Here is a 22,203-nt window from a genome sequence, read left to right as displayed (position 1 = left end):
AGCTGGGACAACACCGTGCGCCTGTGGGATGCTGAGTCGGATCAACCCATCGGCCAACCCCTGCTGGGACATCAGAATGCCGTTTCAAGTGTCGCTTTTTCCCCGGACGGCCGCCGCATCGTCTCCGGCAGCTGGGACAGCACAATACGCCTGCGGGATGCTGAGTCAGGACAACAGATCGGCCAGCCTCTGCTGGGTCATCAGGATGCAGTTTTGAGTATCGCGTTTTCCCCGGACGGACGGCGCATCGTGTCAGGCAGTATGGACAAAACGGTGCGCCTGTGGGATGCCAGTATTTTTATGCTCTCTCTCAAAGAATTGGCAGCACGCGCCGAGAAGCTCTGCCCGTTGAGTAAAGCTGAGCGTCAACAGTTAGGCCTTTTTGATCCTCGAAATCAAGCCACAATTCAAGCGCTAACACCCGAGCAAAGCCGGGCATGCGGCGAAGAAGAACGCAAGCAAAGCCACTAATAGAAACGCTCCACGAACTTCCTCCCAAAAATTCTGAAAGGAGTAGATCATGAGTTTAAATGACCTGACAAACGTACCTGCAGACATTAATACAGGTGTACGAAACGCTAAACAGCAAACCATGCTGACATTACTGGGTAATCCGCGTTCTTCATATGATAGCGATTGCCAGCCTGTTACGCATACTACATTGAAAAAACTGATTGTATTGGAAGACGTTGGGCCATTTAGAATAACCGGCCTCAAACCCGCAATCGATGATTTACGCGCTATTTTTATCCGTGTCAAGATGAACAATCCTCAGTTGCATGCAGCATTGGGCACTGCCGGGATGCTCTGTTGCCGCCTGGTTCGTGGTTCCCAGACATCGATCAGCAATCATTCGTGGGGAACTGCTATCGATATCAAAATCAACGATCAACTTGATCGACGAGGAGATGGCAAAGTTCTGCAAGGGTTGGTAGATCTCGCTCCATTTTTTAACAAACAAGGATGGTTTTGGGGAGCTGACTTTGGAACTGAGGACAGTATGCACTTCGAGGTTGGAGATGACCGTATACGAGAATTTCATAAAGCTGGCCTCTTCGGTCACGCTGTCGTCGCACCTGAATTCGCATTGAGTATTGGCGATCGTGGACCCGAAGTGCGTCACTTGCAGGAGCGACTCAATTTTTTAGGAGCAGAAATGAAAGTGGATGGTATCTTTGGCTCAGCTACGCATGCAGATGTCGGTGCATTTCAAGCTGAAAAAGGCCTTATACCAGATGGCATTGTTGGTCCAAAAACGGCCGAAGCATTAGGTTTATAAAATGAGATTGCGTTACTGAGCAGGGTTATTTATGCGATTTATTATATCCACAATACTCATTGCGGTAATAAGTACACCCATTATCACCGCTTATAGCAAAGAAGACAGCGAGTACGTATCCTTGCAAGCACAGTCTTGCAAGGCACCGGATGATCTGGTTATTCGTCATTATCTTTCCCGCGATCTTGTAGTAAGCGAATGCCCGACCAGGGCCATAGTTCAATCAGAACCCTTGAAGTTATTTATTGTGTCAACTGATGAGCGATCCTGGATTGATCTCGCTATAGGTAACACCATATGGTCTAGCGAGGATGAAGTTGTTTATGAAAAAGAAAATCAATTTGGTTATTTTCCTAACGTTGGTAATGCACCTGCAGAAATAAGAATGAGCGATACCGGTGTTGTTGCTGGTTTAATCTTCCGCGTTACAGCACAAACTCCTGATGCTCGATCAGCCAATCTTGGTACTTCAAATGTCTCAAGGTTATTTGTAATCGGACTCAAAAAATCTAGTGCATGTTTTCTAGGTCTTGCCAGCAATAACACGATGGCTCGCAAATTATTGGATTCTGGTGCTGTTTGTAAACGGATGCTTAAAACTGAACAGCTGCCGTGAAGTCATTTTCTGAGTCTAAATTAATAAATAGATTCTATTTATTTCTTCAAACTCAATGATTTACCAATTTAAGCAAAATTTTTAACCCATAGGTGATAAAAAAATGAATCTTACAACATGGATAGACGTGGCTATCGGATTAACTCTCATTTATCTTGGGGTTAGCTTGTTTGTGACTATTATCAATGAGTACATCGCTCAAATGCTCAATTTGCGTGGGCGCCAATTACGTGCTGCCCTGAATAAATTAATTGATAATGATGCGATTAAGCAAACATTATTAAAAAATCCGGCACTTGAGCCCTTTTTCACAGAACAACCGAAAAAGAAAGGTTTTTATATCATTTTCGATGAACTGAAACGGCTATTGATCACATTCTTCCCGACCAATAGATTACCTTCCTATGTCGATCCCAATATACTGGGGCGCATGCTCATTGGCAGCCTTTTATCTGCTGGCAATACTCACAATGCAGTAAACCAAATTTCGGCAACAATTGATAAATTATCAACAGATTCAGCACTGACGATTCAGCTGCAGGCTATTGTAAGAACAAGCGGCAGTACCATTGAAAATTTTTCTACTGCAATCAGTGATTGGTTAGATCGATCACTCACAATGATGAGCGAAAGTTATAAACGGAATCTGCAGATCATCAGTTTTGGCGTTGGGCTAGCCATTGCAGTAACTCTAAATATTAATACGATCACACTCACCCAGCACCTTTACCGGGACAAAGAAACACGCGATGCGACAACTTCTCTCGCCATTCAAATTGCCGAGCAAACCAATAAAGCGTCTTTTGAGCAATGTATTAACTTGCCTCGCGACAAACTTATGAGCGATAACGCGTGTGCTCCTTTCAAAGGACTGGTCGATGCTATTCAGACACGCAATTCAACTTTGGGGCTGCTACCAATCGGCTGGCCAGAAGGCGTTTTGAAATTACTTTCGGCCACACTGACAGATTGGCTTGGCTGGTTCATGACCGCCCTTGCCGTATCACTTGGCGCTCCCTTCTGGTTTGACTTACTCAATAAAGTTGTAAGCGTTCGCCATGGCATACGTAAGCCCGAGATAGAACAGCCAGTTAAAAAAACTTAATTCATTCTGGAAAAACATAATTTCTTTATAAATCTGGTGATGCCATCTTCGCTATAGCCGTTAGTAGCCAACATATCATGATTGAGGTGTTTTACGGGACAAAGCAGTATCGGCAGGAACGGGCAAGTCAGGACATTGTGTTCGATACTTGCTATCAGGCGATACCCATTCATGCCATTCCATCATACTCATATTACGCGTCAATTTATTACAGAGCGCATCGCTCCATGCCGTGGTGGCTGGCCATAGGCGCACGGTCTTGTCGGCACTGCCGGAGGCGATGCGCGTACCGTCAGGACTGAATACCGCGCTTGATACTGAGCCCAGGTGCCCGGGCATGGGGTTGCCTATCGGCAGACCACTGTTTACGTTCCATAACCGCAGCATCATATCGTGACCGCCTGAAATAATACGGCGGCTATCAGGACTGAAAGCGACACTATTGACGCGCTCTTCATGGCCCACTAACGGCTCACCGAGAGACTGGCCAGTATGCGCATTCCACAGCCGCACCGTTTTATCTTTGCTGCCGGAAGCAATATATTGCCCATCCGGGCTGTAAGCAACACTCACGACATCCCGTTCGTGCCCGCGCATGGGTGCGCCGACAGCTTGACCTGTCTTTGCATTCCAGCGCTGCAAAGTCTGATCGTAACTCCCGGAAACAATGAAGGCGCTGTCTGGGCTAAAAGCCACGCTCCTGACCATTTTCTCATGTCCCCGCATCGGTGCACCGATTTGCTGGCCCGTGTGGGCATCCCATAGACGTACAGCATTGTCCTTACCACCCGATGCAATCAGCGTACCATCAGGACTGAAGGCGACAGTCTCCACGCCGTCTTCATGCCCATACCATGGGTTACCAATCGGCTGGCCATTAGCGGCATCCCATAGCCGCAGCGTCTTGTCGCTTGCACCTGACACAATGCGGCTGCCATCGGGACTGAACACAGCACCATTGAGCGTTCCTTCATGGCCTCGCATCGGTTCGCCGATCGACTCACCGGTATGGGCATCCCACAAGCGCAGCGTTTTGTCGTCACCGGCCGAAAGAATACGGCTGCCATCCGGACTAAACACGACGCTCGCCACCATATCTTCGTGCCCTTGCAGCGGCACATCAATGAATTGAATATTACTGGCATCCCATAACCGCAGCGTGGCATCGCGACTGACTGATGCAATCAGCTTGCCGTCAAGTGAAAATGTGGTACTGATCACAGCGCCTTCATGTCCGCGCAGAGGTTGACCGACGAGCTGACCAGTCCGACTATCCCATAGCCGTAGCGTTTTATCCTCGCTAGCTGAAACGATACGGGTGCCGTCAGGAGAAAAAGCAACGCTGGTAATGATTCCGTTATGTCCACGCCATGTTTCACCTATCGGCTGCCGGGTATGCATATCCCATAGCCGCAGTGTTTTATCCTCGCTCCCTGAAACAAGCCAGCTATCGTCAGGGGAAAAGGCGACGCTGCGGATTGCGCCATCATGCCCTTGCCAAGGTGCACCCATCGGTTCGCCGGTTGCCAGATTCCACAACTGGAATATGCCTTCACCTGCCATGATCAACTGCTTACCATCAGATGAAAAAGCCATGCAATAGATAGGCCCGTCGCCTTTTATCTCTCTAGTGAGTCGTTTAGTATCGATATCCCACAAGCGTACCGCTCCCTTGGCATCTCCGGTTGCCAACTGCTTACCATCAGGTGAAATGGCGATACTGCTCATTCCTTGTTCGGCGATCTGTATCGGCTCACCGAGCAATTGCCCGGTTTGCGCCTCCCACCAACGCAATATACCGTCGTCACCAGCCGAAAGCAGACGCATACTGTCTGAACTGAATGCAATGGCATGGATTGGTGCATCTGTCGTCCAGATTTTTCGCGTATTGTATTTTCTATTCAATACTGTGATCAGCGCTGCATCCACCTTTTTATTACCAGGTGCAATTTGTTGTGCTGCCAGCAATTGCAGCATAGCGCGTTCATCGCCCCCTGGTCGCATGCCATGCGAGATATCCAGACTCTCGGCTACCAGGCGCAGGCTGATGATCTCGCGCTGCGCTAGCTTTCTTTCTTTTCTTTCAGTATTGGCATCATAAAACCAATAGCTTGCTGTGCAGATCCAAATGATGACAACCCAAAATCTGCGTTGCAGTTTTCGCGCCTGCTGGCGCAACTTTGCTGCATCTGCTTGCGCCCTTTCCGTGGCGCGCAGCCGTTCGGCTGCCAGCGCCTCTGCCGTCGCCTGTTTTTCCAGCGCGGTTTCGAGCGCCATGCGGCGACGCCGCTCCTCCTCCTCAGCTCGCAGACGCTGCAATTCCAACTGTCGCAAACGCTCGTTACGCGCTTTGCTGACGACACTGACCAGCCGATCATGAATCAGCTCGATGCGACTGACGCCTAATTGCTGATCGATGCGCAGGAGGCGATATTTGGTTGCCAGCAACGAAAGCTGCTCTCTCGTCAGGAATCCATCCTGCAATGCCTGGTCAACGGGATAGCTGCTGCGATAACGGTTACCCTGAATCAAATGGGTTTCGATAAATTCCGACACGATCGCGGGCAGACCCGCCAGTGCTTGGTTGTAAAAATCCTGCAAAATATCCTGGCCCGCCTGACGCAATAACTCAAGATCGATCTTGCCCTCGGCTGAACGACGCTGATTGAGCTGGTAGCAGCACAAACTCAACAGTACCGGCTCGATCACCGGTAGCGCACTGGCGGTGGCTGAGTCAAGATTGCCGACGAAATCGACCAGCGGTTCTGCAACCCCTGTTGCCAGCACAGCAGCGCCTGCTGCCATAACAGCTTCAATCGCCCGTGCACGAGACATCGGCAATAAACGCAGGCGATTACGCAACAGAGAAGGTACTTGCCGCTGCCAGCCTTCAATTTCCGGCAGAAAATCTTCGCGGAAGGACAATACGACGCGATAGCGTTGTGCCTGCAGATCCAGGTCGGACAGAACACGCCGACTGGTTTCTGCGAGGGTGAGTTCAGTAGGAATACGATTTTCGATCAAATCGGCCAGCGCATTCAATGTCAACTGCAGCTGCGCGGGCATCAGCTCGCCCTGGGAAAAAATTTCCTCGAATTGATCGAATACCAGTACCGGCGTCAGTAGATAATTGTCTTGACTCCATATTTCCAGATCACGGCGATGCAGGTAGCACCACAAGCTTTCATCTTTTGCCGGCGCTGGAAATTCGGCATTCGCTGTTGTAAGCGCTTCCTGCAATTTCTGCATCGCCTGCTCAAGTGGAGGTAATAAAGCCGAAAGAGCAAAATCGAGTCGCAAATGAACAGGAAAAAAATGCTCTGCGCGCAAGAGTGGATAAAGTCCTGCTTGCAATAGCGATGTTTTGCCAAGTCCGGATTTACCATATAACGCGGTCAGAGGTGTCTGCCGGATCATGCGTGCGAGCTCGGCAGCTTCCTCTTTGCGGCCAAAAAAGAAGTTGCTCGCGTTTTCATCGTAAGCAGCCAGCCCCGGCCACGGTGATTGTGCTGTCAGCCGAATCTCTGCTTTCGTTTCGTCCGCAGCAAGAATGGATTCGGACATGTTCGTCAGCGGCGATTGGGGAGGAGGAGTCATCGCTTAAACACTGCGTTGCCGTTCAGCGCGGATAAGTTTCTTTAATAGTGTATTGGTCTGCTCATCTGGCAGACCGCCCGGTGCGTGGCCAAAATGCAAGTTATCTTTCCATTCGTGCGGCACACGCTGGTATTGTTCCGGATCGTAAGCCTGATCGATGATCATGGGAACAACGAATGTTCTGCCTTGAATCGATTTACTCCGGTCAAGCGCTTCGTTCCATTCCCGCCGGAAAAACTTTTCATCCAGTTGATCGGCTGAACTGGAGATCAGCGGAACGAAATAACGGCACGTGCGGATACCAGTCAGGATACGTTCCCGGAAATCCTGCCCCGGCTCGATCACCGATTTATCGAACCAGATTTCATTGTCTGCTATACCCAGCGATTTCAACGATTCCATCAGTTTTACGGCTACCGAATAATCAGGCGCACGGCAATAACTGATAAAGAACATGGTGTTGCGGGGAATCACCTCAGCTTGTGTGGATGTAACCTCCTCTGCTGCGCCATGACGCGTCAGCCAGCGCTGATGCAGTTCAGCAATAAATACTGTGGGGGAAATATCAGACAGAATTTCTGTTCCCGCGCTGTAGCTTTTTAGAAAATAGATCAGCTCCTCTTCTGCTTGCAATGCTTCCACAAGCCATTCGCGCTTTCTTTGCGTGTCCGAAAGTCGTTGCTGATTGGTCAGACGCAAAAAGAAGCGACTCAGCCACGCTGGAAAATTGCAACCGATCAGCAGCAAATTACGCTGTTGCAATTCAGCTAAAAACCGGACCGGCACATGACTACCGCGCGCAATAATGTTATGCACATATTCCAGAATATCTTCATCATGAATTGCAAACATGGGAGCAGGTCTCGATTTGCCGAACAAATAGAGCAAAAACACTTCCCCTGCGCGCGACAACCAATCGGCAGGTAAATCAGCTCCTTCGCTCGTGGGCAAATAAGGAGAATGAACGATCTCATTGACAACACATCGCGTCCGCAGACTGCGTGCAAGCAGCTCATCCGGCGTCAGGGTTACGAACAGACGGAAATGGCTAATGGCTGCAATCTGTCTGACTGGCTCCGGCATCGCTGCTTCACTTTTGGGCATCAACTTTTCGATCGCATCGTGAATATCGCCATATAAATCCTGGAGCTTATGATCGCGCTTGAGGCGCGTGACAGCTTCATTCATTTCGCGAAACGGCGGCAACGGATTACTGCCGGGATCACAGTTATAGGATGCCAGAAGCTGACGCGCAACCTGCGCCTGCAAGGAATCGTTGCTGCCCTGGGCGATCAGGATTTGTGGACCCAGCACGGGTACCACCAATCCATCTTCGATCGATTTCAACAAACGGTCCCAGCTTTTTTCATCCATCGCATGTTTACCGATTCTTTATGTACTATTCAGGTAAATTTTATGATGCCAGCAACTATGTCAGTCTATCATACCGCCAAAATACATTTTCCTGCTGATTGCCATGTGTTTCTATACTTCGAAGTTCTTATTCGACACCGCCGCGCTGACAGTAAGAAATAGCCCTGCTATCTGCTGATACGCGCAGCAAAGACAAAATGCCGGATAAACCGCGCAAAAATAAATCTTTGGTGAAACTGGAAAGCATCCAGGGCTTTGTCAAGCATTCTTATTGCTCTATATATATGAAAAAGTGATAAACAAATGAATTAATATTATTTCTACATATATAGAATGACTGATAAAGTTCGCAACCATCGAAGTTACTAATTATTTCAACGCAATGACAAACAGCACGACACCAGCGAACAGCCGATCAGTCCCTCAGGATATCCAGCAAGAGATTCTGCGAGCCATTGCCAGCATTCAATATGGCTCAGTCGAGATTGTGATTCATGCTAATCAGGTCGTGCAAATCGAGTGCCGGGAAAAAATTCGTATCCATCAAGTTGATCCTATTCATAAACTCAAATAACGAATTCAAAATTTAACGCACTCAGCTCATGTTTGCTCAAATACTCGACATCACCTCGACCAGAAAACTGGAGAAAGAAAAAAATGCACAACCTTGGCCTGACCGGAATACCGGAAGGACAGCGGGGAGAGATGAATGAAGTACCTTTGGCAAAAATTATTTGCATTAGCAGGAGAAGTCTTTTTCTTACTGCTGATAACTATTATCAAATTCCAGTTTAAGACGATTGCCATCTTAAAAAATACCTTATTTCCAGTATTTAACAGAACTAAGCCATTCTTGGTTAAAAGCAGCACCTTCATGTTGATTGGAAGCATACTATCGGTGGCGTGGTTCCAGAAGATTGCGGGTGCTCAATCCTTTACCGAAAACGCTACCTCTCGGCAAGCTGTCCTGCAAACTGCTCAAGCGGCTGGGGAGGATGCCTACAAGTGGGCCGTTAAATCCAAGGAACAACCAACTGCGCAACCTGCGGCCGCCATAGTCGAAGCCTCCCAGAAAACAACCTATTTTCAGCGTGCGCGCAGCTATGCCACCCATCCTGAATCTGATCCGCCCCGCTATGTGCGTAATCTGGCCAAGACTGAATACGAAATATTCAAGGATCTCAACTGGCTCGATGCCGGTCTTGATCACCGCACACGTTTTGAGTTGCGTGATGGTGATATCCGGCGCAATAACCTGTTAACCGATTACCCATTCTTACTGCGGACTCGTGCGTACGTAGGGATCAGGAATATCCTTGATCCGTTTCGGATGGCGGTCGAATTTCAGGACTCGCGCGGTTATAACAGCGAGTTCCCACGAGATAACCGTGACTGGAATGAGTTTGAGCTGATTCAGACCTATGGTGAGCTATATTTCAAGAATGCGTTGGGGCAGGACGATCTGGGAAATAACCGTCCAATCCGGATCCGTGGTGGCCGTATGGCCTGGGAAGCAGTTGACCGGCGTTTGCTCGGTAACAACCAATGGCGCAATACCACCAACAATTTTGAAGGCTTTCGCGTCACCTTTGGACAAGAGGCCAATGACTGGGAGTTCGATGCCTGGGGCATGCAGCCGGTCATTCGTGACATCGATGAATTTGATGGGCGCAATAAAAGCCAATGGTTTTATGGCGCAGTAGGGCATTGGCGCAAGTGGTCAGATGTCATTACGCTGCAGCCCTATTTCATGGGACTCAAACAAGATGACCGGGAAGGACGTCAGCCCGAGCGGGATATCTATTCACCAGCCATCCGTGCCTATGGCGTGCTGCCCAATACCAACATCGATTTCGATCTGGGCGCGATCTATCAGTTTGGCCGCGACAATGGCATGAAAAAATCTGCCTGGTCTTATCTGCTTGAATTTGGCTACTCCTTCAAACACGACTGGAAACCCCGGCTCAGCGCCTTTTATGGTTTTGTCAGCGGTGACCGCGACCCTAACGACAATGTTGACAACCGTTTTGAACGATTCTTCGGCTTTGCACGGCCGTGGTCACCTGATGACTATCTCGTCATGGAAAACGTCAAAGCACCCAAACTGGTATTCGAGTTTTCTCCGCACAAAGATATCTCCATTGACGGGGGCTATAGCTGGTTCTGGCTCGCCAGTGACACCGATCGTTTCAATAATTTACTGAACATTTCAACCCCTAATCCCAACAATCGTGACCGTACCGGAGAAAGTGGCGATTTCATCGGGCAATCGATCAATGCGCGCGTCAATTACAAATTGTCATCGCTGGCCGACACCACCATAGGGTATTCACACTTTATCAGCGGGGAGTTCACCAAGAACAGGCAGATGGCGGCACTGGGAGAATCCCGGGATAGTTCCAATTTTTTCTATGTTGAAGTATCGATTCGAGCATTTAAATAAAGCGTTCAAATAACCCAAACCTTATCCATTAAAGGAACAAAGATGACAGCAAATAAATGGTTAAACATCATCCTCCTGGCAGCAAGCTTACTGATCAGCAGTCATGCATTAGCAGACAAAACCTTGTTGAATGCCTCCTATGATCCAACGCGCGAGCTCTATCAGGAATTCAACCCTGCATTCAGCAAATACTGGCAAGCACAGACCGGTGAGAAGATTACCATCCGCCAGTCACATGGCGGCTCCGGCAAGCAAGCACGTTCCGTCATTGACGGACTGGACGCCGATGTGGTCACGCTGGCATTGGCTGGTGATATTGACGCGATTGCAGCATATGGCAAGCTCCTGCCAGACGATTGGCAAACCCGTTTGCCAGGTAACAGCTCGCCCTATACTTCAACCGTTATTTTTCTGGTGCGCAAAGGCAATCCGAAAGGCATCAAAGACTGGAATGATCTCGCCAAGCCAGGCGTTGCCGTAATCACCCCTAACCCCAAAACATCTGGCGGCGCGCGCTGGAACTACCTGGCAGCCTGGGAATACGGCAAACAGCATTTTGGTGAAGCGAAAGCCAAGGAATTTGTCGCAGATATTTTTAAGAATGTGCCAGTACTCGATTCCGGTGCGCGCGGTTCTGCGACGACCTTCATAGAACGTGGCATTGGCGACGTGCTCATTTCCTGGGAAAACGAAGCATTCCTGGCACTTAAGGAATATGGCCAGGGTAAATTTGAAATCATTATTCCCTCATTCAGCGTGCTGGCAGAGCCCACCGTAGCCCTGATCGACAAGGTTGTCGACAAAAAAGGCACACGCAAAATCGCTGAAGCTTATCTGCAGTACCTCTATTCGGATGAAGGCCAGGAAATTGCTGCCAAACATTTCTACCGGCCAAGTAATGAAAAAGTTGCGGCAAAGTATGCCAGGCAGTTCCCGGCCATCAAACTGTTCAAAATCGATGACGCATTTGGCGGCTGGAAAAATGCACAAAAGGTCCACTTTGATGATGGCGGTACATTTGATCAAATCTATCTGAAATAACGAGCTTCGTATTGGTGAAGTCAACTGAGAGTTGCAAAAAATCATAGCAAGCGCCCCAAACGCAAAGCAGATGGCGCGCAAAGCGAAACATATTAAATGGATAAACGATGAACGAGCACCACCCCACACAACAATTAAGATGCGCAATAGGTTTATTTACAATCTCTGATTGATCAGGAGTTAACACTTGAATACATTCAAACAACATAGCGTGCTGCCAGGATTTAATCTGGCGCTGGGATTTACCCTCCTCTATCTGAGCCTGATTGTGCTGATCCCGCTTGCGGCTGCATTTATTCGTACTGCTGAACTGACCTGGCCAGAATTTTGGGCGACGGTAACGACACCGCGCGTACTGGCTTCGTATCGTTTGACGTTTGGCGCTTCCTTTGCTGCCGCCCTGACTAACGCGCTCTTTGGGCTGCTGGTGGCCTGGGTGCTGGTGCGTTATCACTTTCCCGGCAAACGGCTGGTCGATGCCTTGATCGATCTGCCATTTGCCCTGCCCACTGCTGTGGCAGGAATCGCTCTGACCGCGCTTTATGCCGGCAATGGCTGGATTGGCCAGTTGCTCGAACCGCTCGGCATCAAAGTCGCCTTTACCCCTATCGGCGTCTATGTGGCACTGACATTTATCGGGCTGCCATTCGTAGTACGCACGGTGCAACCGGTGCTGGAAGATATCGAAACAGAGCTGGAAGAAGCGGCCGCCATGCTGGGTGCAAACCGGCTGCAAACTTTCTTGCGGATCATTCTCCCGACTATTTTTCCGGCGCTCATGACGGGTTTTGCGCTTGCCCTTGCGCGTGCCATCGGCGAGTACGGTTCAGTCATATTCATCGCTGGCAATATGCCCATGATTTCGGAAATTACGCCGTTATTGATCATTACCAAGCTGGAACAGTATGACTACGCTGGCGCAACGGCCATTGCCGTCGTCATGCTGATCATTTCTTTCGTTCTGTTACTCATTATCAACCTGTTGCAATGGTGGAGCCGCCGCCGCAATGCATTAGCCTGAGAGACGCACAATGACGACGATAACCATTTCTCACCCAAGCAAAAGCCAGCAGGCTGCCATTACCCAAGAGCCTGCCTGGGTACGCTGGATACTGATTGGCATAGCGCTTGCCTTCCTGACATTATTCCTGTTTGTGCCGCTGGTTTCGGTATTTTACGAGGCACTCAAAAAAGGCGTGGATGTTTATTTTGCTGCGATCACTGAGCCGGATGCGCTTGCCGCCATCAAATTGACACTGACTGCCACGGCGATTGCTGTGCCACTTAACCTGGTATTTGGCGTCGCGGCTGCCTGGGCGATCACCAAGTTTGAATTCCGTGGCAAGAATGTTCTGATCACGCTGATTGATCTGCCCTTCTCGGTATCGCCTGTCGTTGCCGGATTGATCTATGTGCTGGTATTCGGTCTGCAAGGCTGGCTAGGACCATGGCTGGCCGAACACGATCTCAAAGTGATCTTCGCAGTGCCTGGCATCGTGCTGGCAACGATTTTTGTAACAGTGCCGTTTATTGCACGGGAGTTGATCCCATTGATGCAGGCGCAAGGAACGGAGGAGGAAGAAGCGGCAGTGGTATTAGGCGCCAATGGCTGGCAAACATTGTGGAACATTACGCTCCCGAATATCAAATGGGGTCTGCTGTACGGCATCATTCTATGCAATGCGCGCGCCATGGGTGAATTTGGTGCTGTGTCAGTGGTATCCGGCCATATTCGCGGCAGCACCAATACCTTACCGCTGCATGTCGAGATTCTCTACAACGAATATAACTTTGCAGCAGCATTTGCCGTCGCATCGCTCTTGGCATTGCTCGCCTTGATCACGCTTGCCATCAAAACGTTCGTAGAATCAAAAGTCACCCAGCAAAAGCACACCACAAAACTTAAGGAAAATAACCATGAGCATTGAAATACGTCATCTTTCCAAGCAATTTGGCTCGTTTGCTGCATTACGCGATGTTAACCTGAAAATCGAGGCAGGCGAATTACTTGCCTTGCTGGGACCTTCGGGCTCTGGCAAGACCACCTTGCTGCGCGTCATCGCAGGACTGGAAACAGCCGATACTGGTCAAGTATTGTTTAATGACGAAGATGCAACCAGTCAGCATGTGCGTGATCGGCAGGTAGGTTTTGTCTTTCAGCATTATGCGCTGTTCCGTAATATGACGATCTTTGAGAATGTCGCGTTTGGGCTCCGTGTTCGTCCTAAACAGAGCCGTCTGAAAGAACAGGAAATCCGTGAACGCGTCTCTCATTTGCTGAAACTGGTGCAACTTGACTGGCTGGCAGACCGCTATCCTCACCAGCTTTCTGGCGGCCAGCGTCAGCGCATTGCTTTGGCACGCGCTTTGGCAGTTGAACCCAAAGTATTGCTACTGGATGAGCCATTCGGCGCGCTTGATGCCAAAGTGCGCAAGGAATTGCGCACCTGGTTGCGCAGGCTGCATGATGACATGCATATCACCAGTGTTTTTGTCACTCATGATCAGGAAGAAGCACTGGAAGTTTCCGATCGGGTTGTGATCATGAATGAGGGACGCATCGAGCAAATTGGTACACCCGATGAAGTCTATGAGCGGCCGGCTAACCCGTTTGTGTATGAATTTCTGGGACATGTCAATCTGTTCCATGGCCGGATACACCAAGGCCGTGCCTGGATTGGCGATATTGAAATCGATGCGCCTGAGCATGCCGAGGCTGAGGATCTGGCTGCAGTCGCCTATGTGCGGCCGCACGATATCGAGGTTGATCGCACCATTAATGGCGAATCAGCATTGGCAGCGCATGTGGTTCATATTCTCTCCGTTGGTCCGGTCGTAAGACTAGAACTGACGCATGAAGATAATGAAAACAAGAACCTCGTTCAAGTCGAGATCAGCAAGGAACGATTCCGTGAGTTGCAATTGAGAAGAGGTGACCAGGTTTTTATTAAGCCACGCCGCCTTGATCTGTTTCCTCATCAACTGCATTAACAGAGAACAACTAAACATCAACGAAGGAATCAACCATTGAACTTCCAGCAACTGCGTATCCTCAGCGAGACTGTTCGCCAGAATTACAATCTGACGGAAGTCGCCAACGCCTTATTCACCTCGCAATCCGGTGTCAGCAAGCATATCAAGGACCTGGAAGATGAGCTAGGTATCGAATTATTTGTTCGTAAGGGCAAACGATTGACCGGACTGACTGAACCCGGCAAAGAGTTGATCAAGATTGTCGAGCGGATCTTGCTCGATGCCAAAAATATCAAGCGCCTGGCTGAGCAGTTCAGCCAGCATGATCAAGGCCAGCTTACGATTGCCACCACTCACACGCAAGCACAATATGCCTTACCTTCCGTGGTCGAAAAGTTTAAGAAAGCCTTTCCTAAAGTCCACCTGGTACTGCATCAATCCAGTCCGGATGAAATCGTATCGATGCTGCTTGATGGCCAGGCAGACATCGGTATCGCAACAGAGGCGCTGGAAGACACTGCCGATTTGATCTCTTTTCCCTATTATACATGGCACCATGCCATCATCGTGCCTGCCGGACATCCCCTGCAGTCGGTTCATCCGCTCACGCTTGAAGCCATTACTGCATTTCCGGTCATTACCTACCACCAGGGCTACACCGGCCGGTCGCGGATCGATCAAGCCTTTGCGCAAGCAGGCCTGACGCCCGATATCGCTATGTCTGCCCTGGATGCCGATGTAATCAAAACCTATGTTGCTCTGGGGCTGGGGGTAGGCATCATTGCCTCGGTAGCATTCGTGCCAGAACGGGATTTCCTGCTGGTCAAACTGGACGCCTCACATTTATTTGAACAGAATACCACCTCTATTTCGATTCGCCAGAATCACTATCTACGCGATTTCGCCTATTACTTTATAGAGCTTTGCATTCCTACACTCAGGGAATCCAGCGAATCCCCTTTCTCTTGGTTAAGATCAGAAATTCCAGCAACCCGCAGCAAATGTTAAATTTTAGTCAGTCCCCAGCTATAGCCAGAACTTATCTCTCTGAATTATTTTATAAAAAATAATTCAGATCAGGAGATTGGGTTACTTTCCCATTGTCTTAATAAAGTATCTATCAATGGTATAGAGATAGATAATTATCGGTATAGCAAATACCAAAGGCAAAATAAGACGAGTGAATAGACCAGCAATGAGCCTCATTGGACTCTTCAATATTTGATAGAAGATATTAATCCATTTACCGGTTCCTTTGAGCAGTACATCAGCAGCTTTCGATAGAATAAACAATACCAAAAACAAATAAATCGTGGGCGCTGCCTTAAACATGAATTGCTGGAAGCTTTCTTGGTCGCTCATGATCTTCCAAATATTGATATCTAACATGCTCTCTAACAGAGAATGAACAAGAAGGAAAATAAGCGCAAGGCTCAGAATGACAGGTACGCTTACTAATATTAAACCCAATGACTGCTTAAACCCTGTAGCTCCCTTGATGGCGTACATGAGCGGTTTGAAAAACCTGTAGCGTCCTTGCTTCAGCTGATTGAGCGTTTTAGGGTCACCTGCTTTTAGCAGCGGTTGATACTGACTAAATTGCCAGCTTCCTTGTAGATGCGCAGATGATACATACGATTTTAATTTTAAAAGCTCTGGTTTTGACATTTGATAACCACTCGCTTGCAGGCATCCCGCCTCCACATCGGTGAAAGAGTCCAGATCTGTCCGGATTTTTGACAATGTACGTTGCGCTTCCTCCGAAACATCAAATTGGGACACTGAAGAATCAGCCTCTATCTCTATTTTATCGCTGGGCGCCCAATCGATCTTTCTTGCAGATAAACCACGAGCCAAATGGAAATAAGCAACGTGCTTAGGCTGAGTCTGTATTAGATTATTAACTAACTCCTCACGCACACGCCTCATCAAAATTGAGCTACTCGTGGAAAGCACCGATAACAAATCGGTTCGAGGCTTATTAGTGGCCTCAATTTGGCCTGAAGCATCACTGACGACAAAATCGCTACAAACGCAATCAGGATCGAGCAGGCTTGCAATCCCCTGATTGTCATATGCACCTCCATCGACAAGTTGTACGCGACGACTTTTGTACAATTTGGAGATAGCCATCGGTGGAAATATGCCAGGCACACCCGCTGATGCAGCCACCGCATTCCCTAATAGAAAGTAAGGCTTTCTCCCAGTGGAGGCCTCATCAATCTCGTCATAACGCATACGGCGATAGCGATCCCTTTTATCAATGTCACGGAAAGTACAATTTCGTGGAGGAACTTCACCCATACTCATGGCGGTAAAATACCAACTGTGACCAGAATTCAGACTGGTGGCATTAATCATGAGTACAGGCACTTTGTGTTTACGCCTGGGATTACCGTTTACGGTATCCCATGGATGGAAAGGCTGCGCTACCCCCTTCGGTTGAATTAATAAATCACTCATTCGTATGCGGCGATTACCCACATTAATTAAAGGCCGGTAAATATGGTACTCATATAACTCACCTATGGCGTCTGAGCGGGAATAATTGGGCAAGCTCATGCGCATATTCTTGAGAGGATTTGCAAAAGTTCGCATACGCAAGTTTTTTTGCACAGCATTTAAGAAATGCTTTTCCAGTTCTTGTACCAACTCAACATAATCTGAATCAGCAATCTCATGATCGGTTTTGGATTCCAGCAGGTCTTTCAGTAATAGATAATAAGCTGCCCCTACTATTGAACCACCCGATACTGTTGAAATCGACTCGACATGCTTCAACATACTCAATTCTGCCATGCGCGCAAGAACGCCGATATGATAGAACGATGCTCTATACCCTCCCCCGGATAAAGCTAGCCCCAAGCGTTGATTACTTTCTATAGCTTTCATCATTTCCTCCCTTTCGTGAGAATTTCACTAAAGCATATATTTTCTAGATCCCTAAAAAATTGTTCGGAATAGCTTGGATTAGATTGACATAATCCGAATTAATCCTATCATTCCATAAGCTTTATGCGAATTGCTTGCTTATTTCTTGCAATAAAGAAGGAGTCAGATTAGAGCCTGATTAGGCATTAGTGCCATAAAAAATGCTAATCGAATTTCTCCTCCCCGGTTGGTTCAAGATGTGTGGTCTCATTCATCTCCTGGCGGAATTTGGATAACTCAAAATACATTCTAAAGCGTGCCCGATTTATATTGCCTAATGGTCGATGTTCAGGAAGGCAATGCCAAGGATTCATTTTCAATCGTTTACCAAACTCAAATTGCGCATCCGAATCAAATTTTTGTTTTGGAATATGAATTGTGGCAGCAGGTATGAACGGGGAAAGCTTTTCCGGCCAGCGTACTGAGCTATCTTCAATCGGCATTAAATGAGGATCGGTTTGTATTTGAATCATAAGATCAAATTCAATGTCTTTCTCATTCAGCGTTTTGATCATATTCTCCCGCAGGTAATTAAACGGAGGCGTACCAAAAGGCAGGCCAGGAATATGCCTTTCCACATCTTTTGTTTTTGGCACAAATGAATACATCATAGCCTGCCCCTCACCTAACAGATAGGGCGTGCAACTCCAATAGCGCTGCGCCAATGGATTATACTGAGTAGCAGTCCACAGACTTTGCATGAAGAAATCAAGCAAATGGGAGTCCTTGGGATTAAGAAAATAATAAAGCGTCATATCCACCAGGCTCCAGTATTGCAATTTGGCATTTTCCCGCGTATTGGGTGTAACAAACGTTGCGCCCCCGCTGGTTGCGATAAAGTCTTGAGTAAATTTTTCTTCACTCATGAGTTTTTCGCCTGGAACGCCCATGAGCTTCACCGCCATACTCAGAAAGCCTACATCGTTAATATCAGCAGGCACATTCGGACCAGGTCCGGAATAGCGAACATAGGCTGGATAGCTGCACGGATTGGCAAAAATACCTTTGCGGCAATGCTCTGGCAGATCATCGCGTATGGTTACCGTGGCACGCACAATACCATGTGTTTTGGTATTACCACCTCGCTCATAGCCGCCTGGCTTGAAGCGCCCACGCATCTGATCCATCATGAGATCGATAATTTTATTGAGACTTTCTTCTTCATCAGGATCAAATCTTTCCTCAGCCAGTTTAAGATTAAGATCCTTGTTCTTGCGCCGCCGATTAATCAAAAACTGGATAAATCTTGAGCCAGGTTCGCGAAAAAGATAGTCCCACTGCGGCCGAAACCAAGGTTCTAACCGGCGTTCAATACGCAGCAGCAGAATCAGAAAATTGTGAATAGCTTTAAGTATTCGGTCCTTGATTGTCCTCATGATGAACTATTACCTCCGTTAGCAGGTAAGGCTGAAATGTACTTTAATGCACGCAATCCAGGCATAAAAAAATATCCGCCGCCATGAACAGTAACAAACTGCGGCAAATGGCAGGTTTTTTGCATCGGCCCGGAGGGATCGGGACGATTAAAATGATCGGTACTTCCCCCACTCAGTAACGGTTCACGATTCCCCAGCAACGGGTCCGGTTCCTCTTGCAGTCCATTAAATTTACCATTCACAATCCAGGCATTCTGGACAAATTCAAACTGCCGCGATATGTTGGCTACCAGACAGATAAACTGGAGGCCACGTTCGGCAACAGGGGCATCCGGTTTAATAGCGTCTTCCGGTGCAAGGAAGGGACCGTAGCTGCGACCACGCCGTAACAAACGATGGAAACGGGAGGAAGCAATAAGATCTTCCTCCGGCTTTTGTCCAAATCCCAGGATTTTAATCAAGCGATTGATAAAACCGACTATACCCAAACCCGTTACACCCCCTGGTAAGTCACCTGTGCGAGGGTTAGCCCTGCGAATATGGGCACTCATCGGACAATGGTTTCCTTTTGCATCTAAGTCATAAGTAAAATGGTTACCATGATCTTTGCGTGAAATTCCTGGAATGTGTTCTGCAATCAATGGCGTGCCATTCCGTTCTCTACCCACCATTGCTGCGGCAAGATGTTCACGTTTTTTCGACTTGGAACTTGATGCCTTGTCGAGAAACTGCCAAAAACCGGGAACATCCTGACCTAACTCTCGCAGCACTAAGTATGTTCCATTACGAGCAAAGTCCTTTAGCGCGGGATCATCTTCGGCATCTGGCAAACCGGTTGCAAGTTGGTCTTTTTTTGGATTAATGAGTGGTCGCGCAGTGTACTGCCCATATTCATTTGGGTAGCCAAGCACCATCTCTCCCACAGCCAATAAATTAGAGTAACGATCACGTTCATGCGGGTCTGTACTTTGTCGATAAGTCCAGTCAATCGTGGGCTGGCTGATACCATCATCGAAGCCGAAAGGTTCAACCCGCCCTATATCCGAAGTAGGTAATTGTCTCAGCAGCTGAAATGCCTGAGAAAAACGGTCATCTTCAACAGTTTTTCGCCAAGCTTCGAGATCTCCTTTTTTGGCATAAAGCAGCAACAAGATATGCGGCATTGTGACCGAATCATTACCCCACTCCCAGCGTTCCGGCGCATTACGACCAATATCACCTAGTCGTCGAGAACTATTTTCATTTCTAGTCATACCATGAATGAATTCATCAGAGAAATCACCAATGATCGATTCACTTACTCCCAGTATACGCAAGCCGTGTACAGAAAAAGCAATCTGCAGCGCCGTATCAGGCGGTGAATCCATCGTAACGGCATTGCTGATGGGTGCTGTATTCAACCATTGTTTAGCTGCGTCAACATTTGCAATATTCAGCAGCATGAAACAAGTATCGGTTAATTTTCCATATCCAAAGCGCAGCAATCCCTGCAGATCATCAAATTCAAAATCGTTTGATTTTTTCATTTCCATACTCCCTGTTCAGATCAGGCTGAGCCATTCACGGATTTCCGCATCGTTGGCTTGACGAATTTCCACGCCCTGCCGGATGCGGCTGTTACGTGCCAAATCAACGGCTGTTAGCCCTGGATAAGCCTTATACCAGACCTCTGTAGGTATTTGATGTCGCCTTTGCGTATATTTGAATGCAAGTTCCCGCTGCGCACCTTCTTTAATGATCCATCTCGTGGTAGGGTAGCCTACCGCGTTACTGAAAGTAAGATTCAGACCCCAGCCGACCTTATTAATGAAATCATCCATATAGCTCTCATGGCTACCATCATAATTACTGGCAAAAAAGACTCTATGGTTATTGTCCATAAACACCCAGCGCGCAAAATGGATGGTTTTTATTCGAGCGAGAAAACCCCGATTGTATACATGTCTCGCAAACCAGTCGGTCAGCAGAAGTATAAATTTGAAAGTCAGCAGACGGAACAAACCCGGCTTCACATCCCCAAACACACTATACTGATTACTGACATCCCAGTCTTCCTGTTTTGAAAGTTCATTGATATGTTCATAGCTAGGCCGGATAAAGAGTTCGGGGTCGGAACGCTCCAGCATTCTCAGACGTAGGGCAAAGAAAGGGGCGATAGCTAACAGCAGTGGGGATAGCAGAAGTAGAATTAATGGCACCCCAATCATATGCAGCAGATTGCGGATTTTCCAGTCTGTGGGTGTCGGTTCGGGTGGTGATAATGTAAGTCTACCTTTATATTTTTCCATTTCGACATGTGACAAAAGCTTTTGTCGTAAGGTACGGACATTTTCCCGGCCAACATCATCAACAATTTTCTGTAAATAGGTAGACAGGCTTCGATGGAGTGCAGCTTCTTCATGTATTTGTTTAACAGTTCGGCCAATCCAGTTAACATAATTCGCTCTGGGATTGATAGTGTGTGCTTGTATCCATTCCAGCAGATTTTGATCTTCCTCAGAAAAACCATCACAATGGGAAAAGATTTTTTTTAGACCTGGTTCCGCTTGTTCCACCAGTTCTGCCAGGAAAGTATGCATATCCCCATCAATATCGCCTAGAAAGGCAAGAGTAGGCCGCCACAGTCTTGGTTTTACGCCAAATTCCTTAATTTCGTGGGTCGTATTGGCTTCTATGATCACAAAGCGCGCAAAATGCAAGCGATCAAATCGACTGAATGGAATCAGGCTATTATCGGGATCAGCATGACCGGGTACTTTGTTCATCGAAGCCAACAAGGTGCGGAGGTTTTTCATCTGTCCAACACGCACAGTCGCAGCAATCATGAAGGGAGATTGAGGTGTCATAGTTTTCTATCTCAAGTAAACATTTACATGATTTCTTATTTAGCATTACTTCGTGTCAGGGCAAAATCCAGAACCCGCGTTTTACCCCACCATACCTTCCCGAGATAAACACCAGGTTCGATCTCACGAATTTCATCGCGGATCACTTTGGCAACGAAGGAAGTCTTAGAATAATCAATGACAATGGTATCTTTTCCATCCAACCAGCTTTTGTCACGATATACCTTGGCAATAATAAATGTCAGGCCAAACGGTGTAATCTTGTTGACAAGAACACCTGCCTGACCGCCTGGGCAAAATAAATCAAATACTTTACCTTGCCAAGCAAAGAGACGGGCAAAGGCTGCCACGAGTTTTGAGAAGATTGATCCTGCTAGGATTGCTGTGCCCTGTGTGTCGCCAATTGGAATGTTCCCTGGATTGGCATTGCGATAAATTTCATCTAATTCCTCGCGTGATTTACTCAACCAAGTCCTTACCGTATTGTTCATTTTAGTTACTCCTCATAGAGTTATATCAAAAATAAGTAAACAAAATGCCTGACAACACTTGATTTGTAATAATCCAAGAAACTCTCCAGCACATACACAATGATAAACGCCTGGAATCAATTAAAAATTTT

18 protein-coding genes are annotated in these 22,203 nt (G+C 47.7%); 11 read left to right on the top strand and 7 right to left on the bottom strand.

What is annotated here, in order from left to right:
• From J5I83_RS07165 to J5I83_RS07150, 4 genes are all read left to right on the top strand, one after another.
• Positions 1-471 (top strand): WD40 repeat domain-containing protein (locus tag J5I83_RS07165; protein ID WP_369683404.1); only part of this gene is annotated, 471 nt, incomplete at its 5' end.
• A 49-nt stretch (positions 472-520) separates the two neighbouring features.
• Positions 521-1,279, top strand: coding sequence for a peptidoglycan-binding protein (locus J5I83_RS07160; RefSeq protein ID WP_304054511.1), 759 nt, complete (start codon positions 521-523; stop codon positions 1,277-1,279).
• Positions 1,280-1,310: 31 nt separating this feature from the next.
• Positions 1,311-1,895 carry a hypothetical protein gene (locus tag J5I83_RS07155; RefSeq protein ID WP_304054509.1) on the top strand — a complete coding sequence of 195 codons (585 nt, stop codon included), beginning with the start codon at positions 1,311-1,313 and terminating at the stop codon, positions 1,893-1,895.
• A gap of 103 nt (positions 1,896-1,998) precedes the next feature.
• A complete protein-coding gene (locus tag J5I83_RS07150) occupies positions 1,999-3,000 on the top strand; it encodes a hypothetical protein (RefSeq protein ID WP_304054507.1) in 1,002 nt (333 codons plus the stop codon).
• Between the two features lie 75 nt (positions 3,001-3,075).
• Here J5I83_RS07150 and J5I83_RS07145 read toward each other — a convergent pair whose 3' ends face one another.
• Both J5I83_RS07145 and J5I83_RS07140 read right to left on the bottom strand, forming a co-directional pair.
• Positions 3,076-6,564, bottom strand: coding sequence for a WD40 repeat domain-containing protein (locus J5I83_RS07145; RefSeq protein WP_304054506.1), 3,489 nt, complete (start codon positions 6,562-6,564; stop codon positions 3,076-3,078).
• 36 nt (positions 6,565-6,600) lie between these two features.
• A complete protein-coding gene (locus J5I83_RS07140; protein ID WP_304054504.1) occupies positions 6,601-7,971 on the bottom strand; it encodes a toll/interleukin-1 receptor domain-containing protein in 1,371 nt (456 codons plus the stop codon).
• Positions 7,972-8,353: 382 nt separating this feature from the next.
• Here J5I83_RS07140 and J5I83_RS07135 point away from each other — a divergent pair, with 382 nt between their 5' ends.
• The 7 genes from J5I83_RS07135 (at position 8,354) to J5I83_RS07105 (ending at position 15,436) form a co-directional block, all read left to right on the top strand.
• A complete protein-coding gene (locus J5I83_RS07135; protein ID WP_304054503.1) occupies positions 8,354-8,545 on the top strand; it encodes a YezD family protein in 192 nt (63 codons plus the stop codon).
• A 135-nt stretch (positions 8,546-8,680) separates the two neighbouring features.
• A complete protein-coding gene (locus J5I83_RS07130) occupies positions 8,681-10,414 on the top strand; it encodes an alginate export family protein (protein ID WP_304054502.1) in 1,734 nt (577 codons plus the stop codon).
• Positions 10,415-10,456: 42 nt separating this feature from the next.
• The gene (locus tag J5I83_RS07125) at positions 10,457-11,455 is read left to right on the top strand and encodes a sulfate ABC transporter substrate-binding protein (protein ID WP_304054500.1); all 999 of its coding nucleotides are present in this window, start codon (positions 10,457-10,459) and stop codon (positions 11,453-11,455) included.
• A gap of 187 nt (positions 11,456-11,642) precedes the next feature.
• Positions 11,643-12,476, top strand: a complete 834-nt coding sequence (gene cysT, locus J5I83_RS07120; protein WP_304054498.1) for a sulfate ABC transporter permease subunit CysT — start codon at positions 11,643-11,645, stop codon at positions 12,474-12,476.
• Positions 12,477-12,486: 10 nt separating this feature from the next.
• Positions 12,487-13,383 (top strand): sulfate ABC transporter permease subunit CysW, encoded by an 897-nt coding sequence (cysW, locus tag J5I83_RS07115; RefSeq protein ID WP_304054497.1) that lies wholly within the window; start codon positions 12,487-12,489, stop codon positions 13,381-13,383.
• Positions 13,373-14,446: a sulfate ABC transporter ATP-binding protein gene (locus J5I83_RS07110; protein WP_304054495.1), complete on the top strand. Its 1,074-nt coding sequence runs from the start codon at positions 13,373-13,375 to the stop codon at positions 14,444-14,446. The genes cysW and J5I83_RS07110 overlap by 11 nt, the downstream gene beginning before the upstream one ends.
• Positions 14,447-14,482: 36 nt before the next feature.
• Positions 14,483-15,436, top strand: coding sequence for a CysB family HTH-type transcriptional regulator (locus tag J5I83_RS07105; RefSeq protein WP_304054493.1), 954 nt, complete (start codon positions 14,483-14,485; stop codon positions 15,434-15,436).
• Positions 15,437-15,517: 81 nt separating this feature from the next.
• Here the strand turns inward: J5I83_RS07105 and J5I83_RS07100 are convergent, their stop codons facing one another.
• From J5I83_RS07100 to J5I83_RS07080, 5 genes are all read right to left on the bottom strand, one after another.
• Positions 15,518-17,320 carry a patatin-like phospholipase family protein gene (locus tag J5I83_RS07100; RefSeq protein ID WP_304054491.1) on the bottom strand — a complete coding sequence of 601 codons (1,803 nt, stop codon included), beginning with the start codon at positions 17,318-17,320 and terminating at the stop codon, positions 15,518-15,520.
• 203 nt (positions 17,321-17,523) lie between these two features.
• Positions 17,524-18,735, bottom strand: a complete 1,212-nt coding sequence (locus J5I83_RS07095) for a catalase family protein (RefSeq protein WP_304054489.1) — start codon at positions 18,733-18,735, stop codon at positions 17,524-17,526.
• Complete coding sequence (locus J5I83_RS07090) at positions 18,732-20,261, bottom strand: peroxidase (RefSeq protein ID WP_304054488.1); 1,530 nt, start codon at positions 20,259-20,261, stop codon at positions 18,732-18,734. Before J5I83_RS07090 ends, J5I83_RS07095 begins: the two co-directional genes overlap by 4 nt.
• Before the next feature lie 15 nt (positions 20,262-20,276).
• A complete protein-coding gene (locus J5I83_RS07085) occupies positions 20,277-21,581 on the bottom strand; it encodes a hypothetical protein (protein WP_304054487.1) in 1,305 nt (434 codons plus the stop codon).
• 35 nt (positions 21,582-21,616) lie between these two features.
• A complete protein-coding gene (locus J5I83_RS07080; RefSeq protein WP_304054486.1) occupies positions 21,617-22,072 on the bottom strand; it encodes a hypothetical protein in 456 nt (151 codons plus the stop codon).
• Positions 22,073-22,203 lie beyond the last annotated feature (131 nt).

Source organism: Nitrosomonas communis (assembly GCF_024102715.1).
GTDB lineage: Bacteria > Pseudomonadota > Gammaproteobacteria > Burkholderiales > Nitrosomonadaceae > Nitrosomonas > Nitrosomonas communis_B.
The sequence above is the reverse complement of the archived record's forward strand: the minus strand, read 5'-3'. Positions and strand labels throughout refer to the sequence as shown.

Coding starts and splice junctions, on each gene's coding strand:
- J5I83_RS07150 (WP_304054507.1), top strand. CDS start 1,999: ATGAATCTTACAACATGGATAGACGTGGCTATCGGATTAACTCTCATT.
- J5I83_RS07110 (WP_304054495.1), top strand. CDS start 13,373: ATGAGCATTGAAATACGTCATCTTTCCAAGCAATTTGGCTCGTTTGCT.
- J5I83_RS07080 (WP_304054486.1), bottom strand. CDS start 22,072: ATGAACAATACGGTAAGGACTTGGTTGAGTAAATCACGCGAGGAATTA.
- cysW (WP_304054497.1), top strand. CDS start 12,487: ATGACGACGATAACCATTTCTCACCCAAGCAAAAGCCAGCAGGCTGCC.
- J5I83_RS07140 (WP_304054504.1), bottom strand. CDS start 7,971: ATGGATGAAAAAAGCTGGGACCGTTTGTTGAAATCGATCGAAGATGGA.
- J5I83_RS07155 (WP_304054509.1), top strand. CDS start 1,311: ATGCGATTTATTATATCCACAATACTCATTGCGGTAATAAGTACACCC.
- J5I83_RS07135 (WP_304054503.1), top strand. CDS start 8,354: ATGACAAACAGCACGACACCAGCGAACAGCCGATCAGTCCCTCAGGAT.
- J5I83_RS07130 (WP_304054502.1), top strand. CDS start 8,681: ATGAAGTACCTTTGGCAAAAATTATTTGCATTAGCAGGAGAAGTCTTT.
- J5I83_RS07085 (WP_304054487.1), bottom strand. CDS start 21,581: ATGACACCTCAATCTCCCTTCATGATTGCTGCGACTGTGCGTGTTGGA.
- J5I83_RS07100 (WP_304054491.1), bottom strand. CDS start 17,320: ATGAAAGCTATAGAAAGTAATCAACGCTTGGGGCTAGCTTTATCCGGG.
- J5I83_RS07095 (WP_304054489.1), bottom strand. CDS start 18,735: ATGAGGACAATCAAGGACCGAATACTTAAAGCTATTCACAATTTTCTG.
- J5I83_RS07090 (WP_304054488.1), bottom strand. CDS start 20,261: ATGAAAAAATCAAACGATTTTGAATTTGATGATCTGCAGGGATTGCTG.
- J5I83_RS07160 (WP_304054511.1), top strand. CDS start 521: ATGAGTTTAAATGACCTGACAAACGTACCTGCAGACATTAATACAGGT.
- J5I83_RS07125 (WP_304054500.1), top strand. CDS start 10,457: ATGACAGCAAATAAATGGTTAAACATCATCCTCCTGGCAGCAAGCTTA.
- J5I83_RS07145 (WP_304054506.1), bottom strand. CDS start 6,564: ATGTCCGAATCCATTCTTGCTGCGGACGAAACGAAAGCAGAGATTCGG.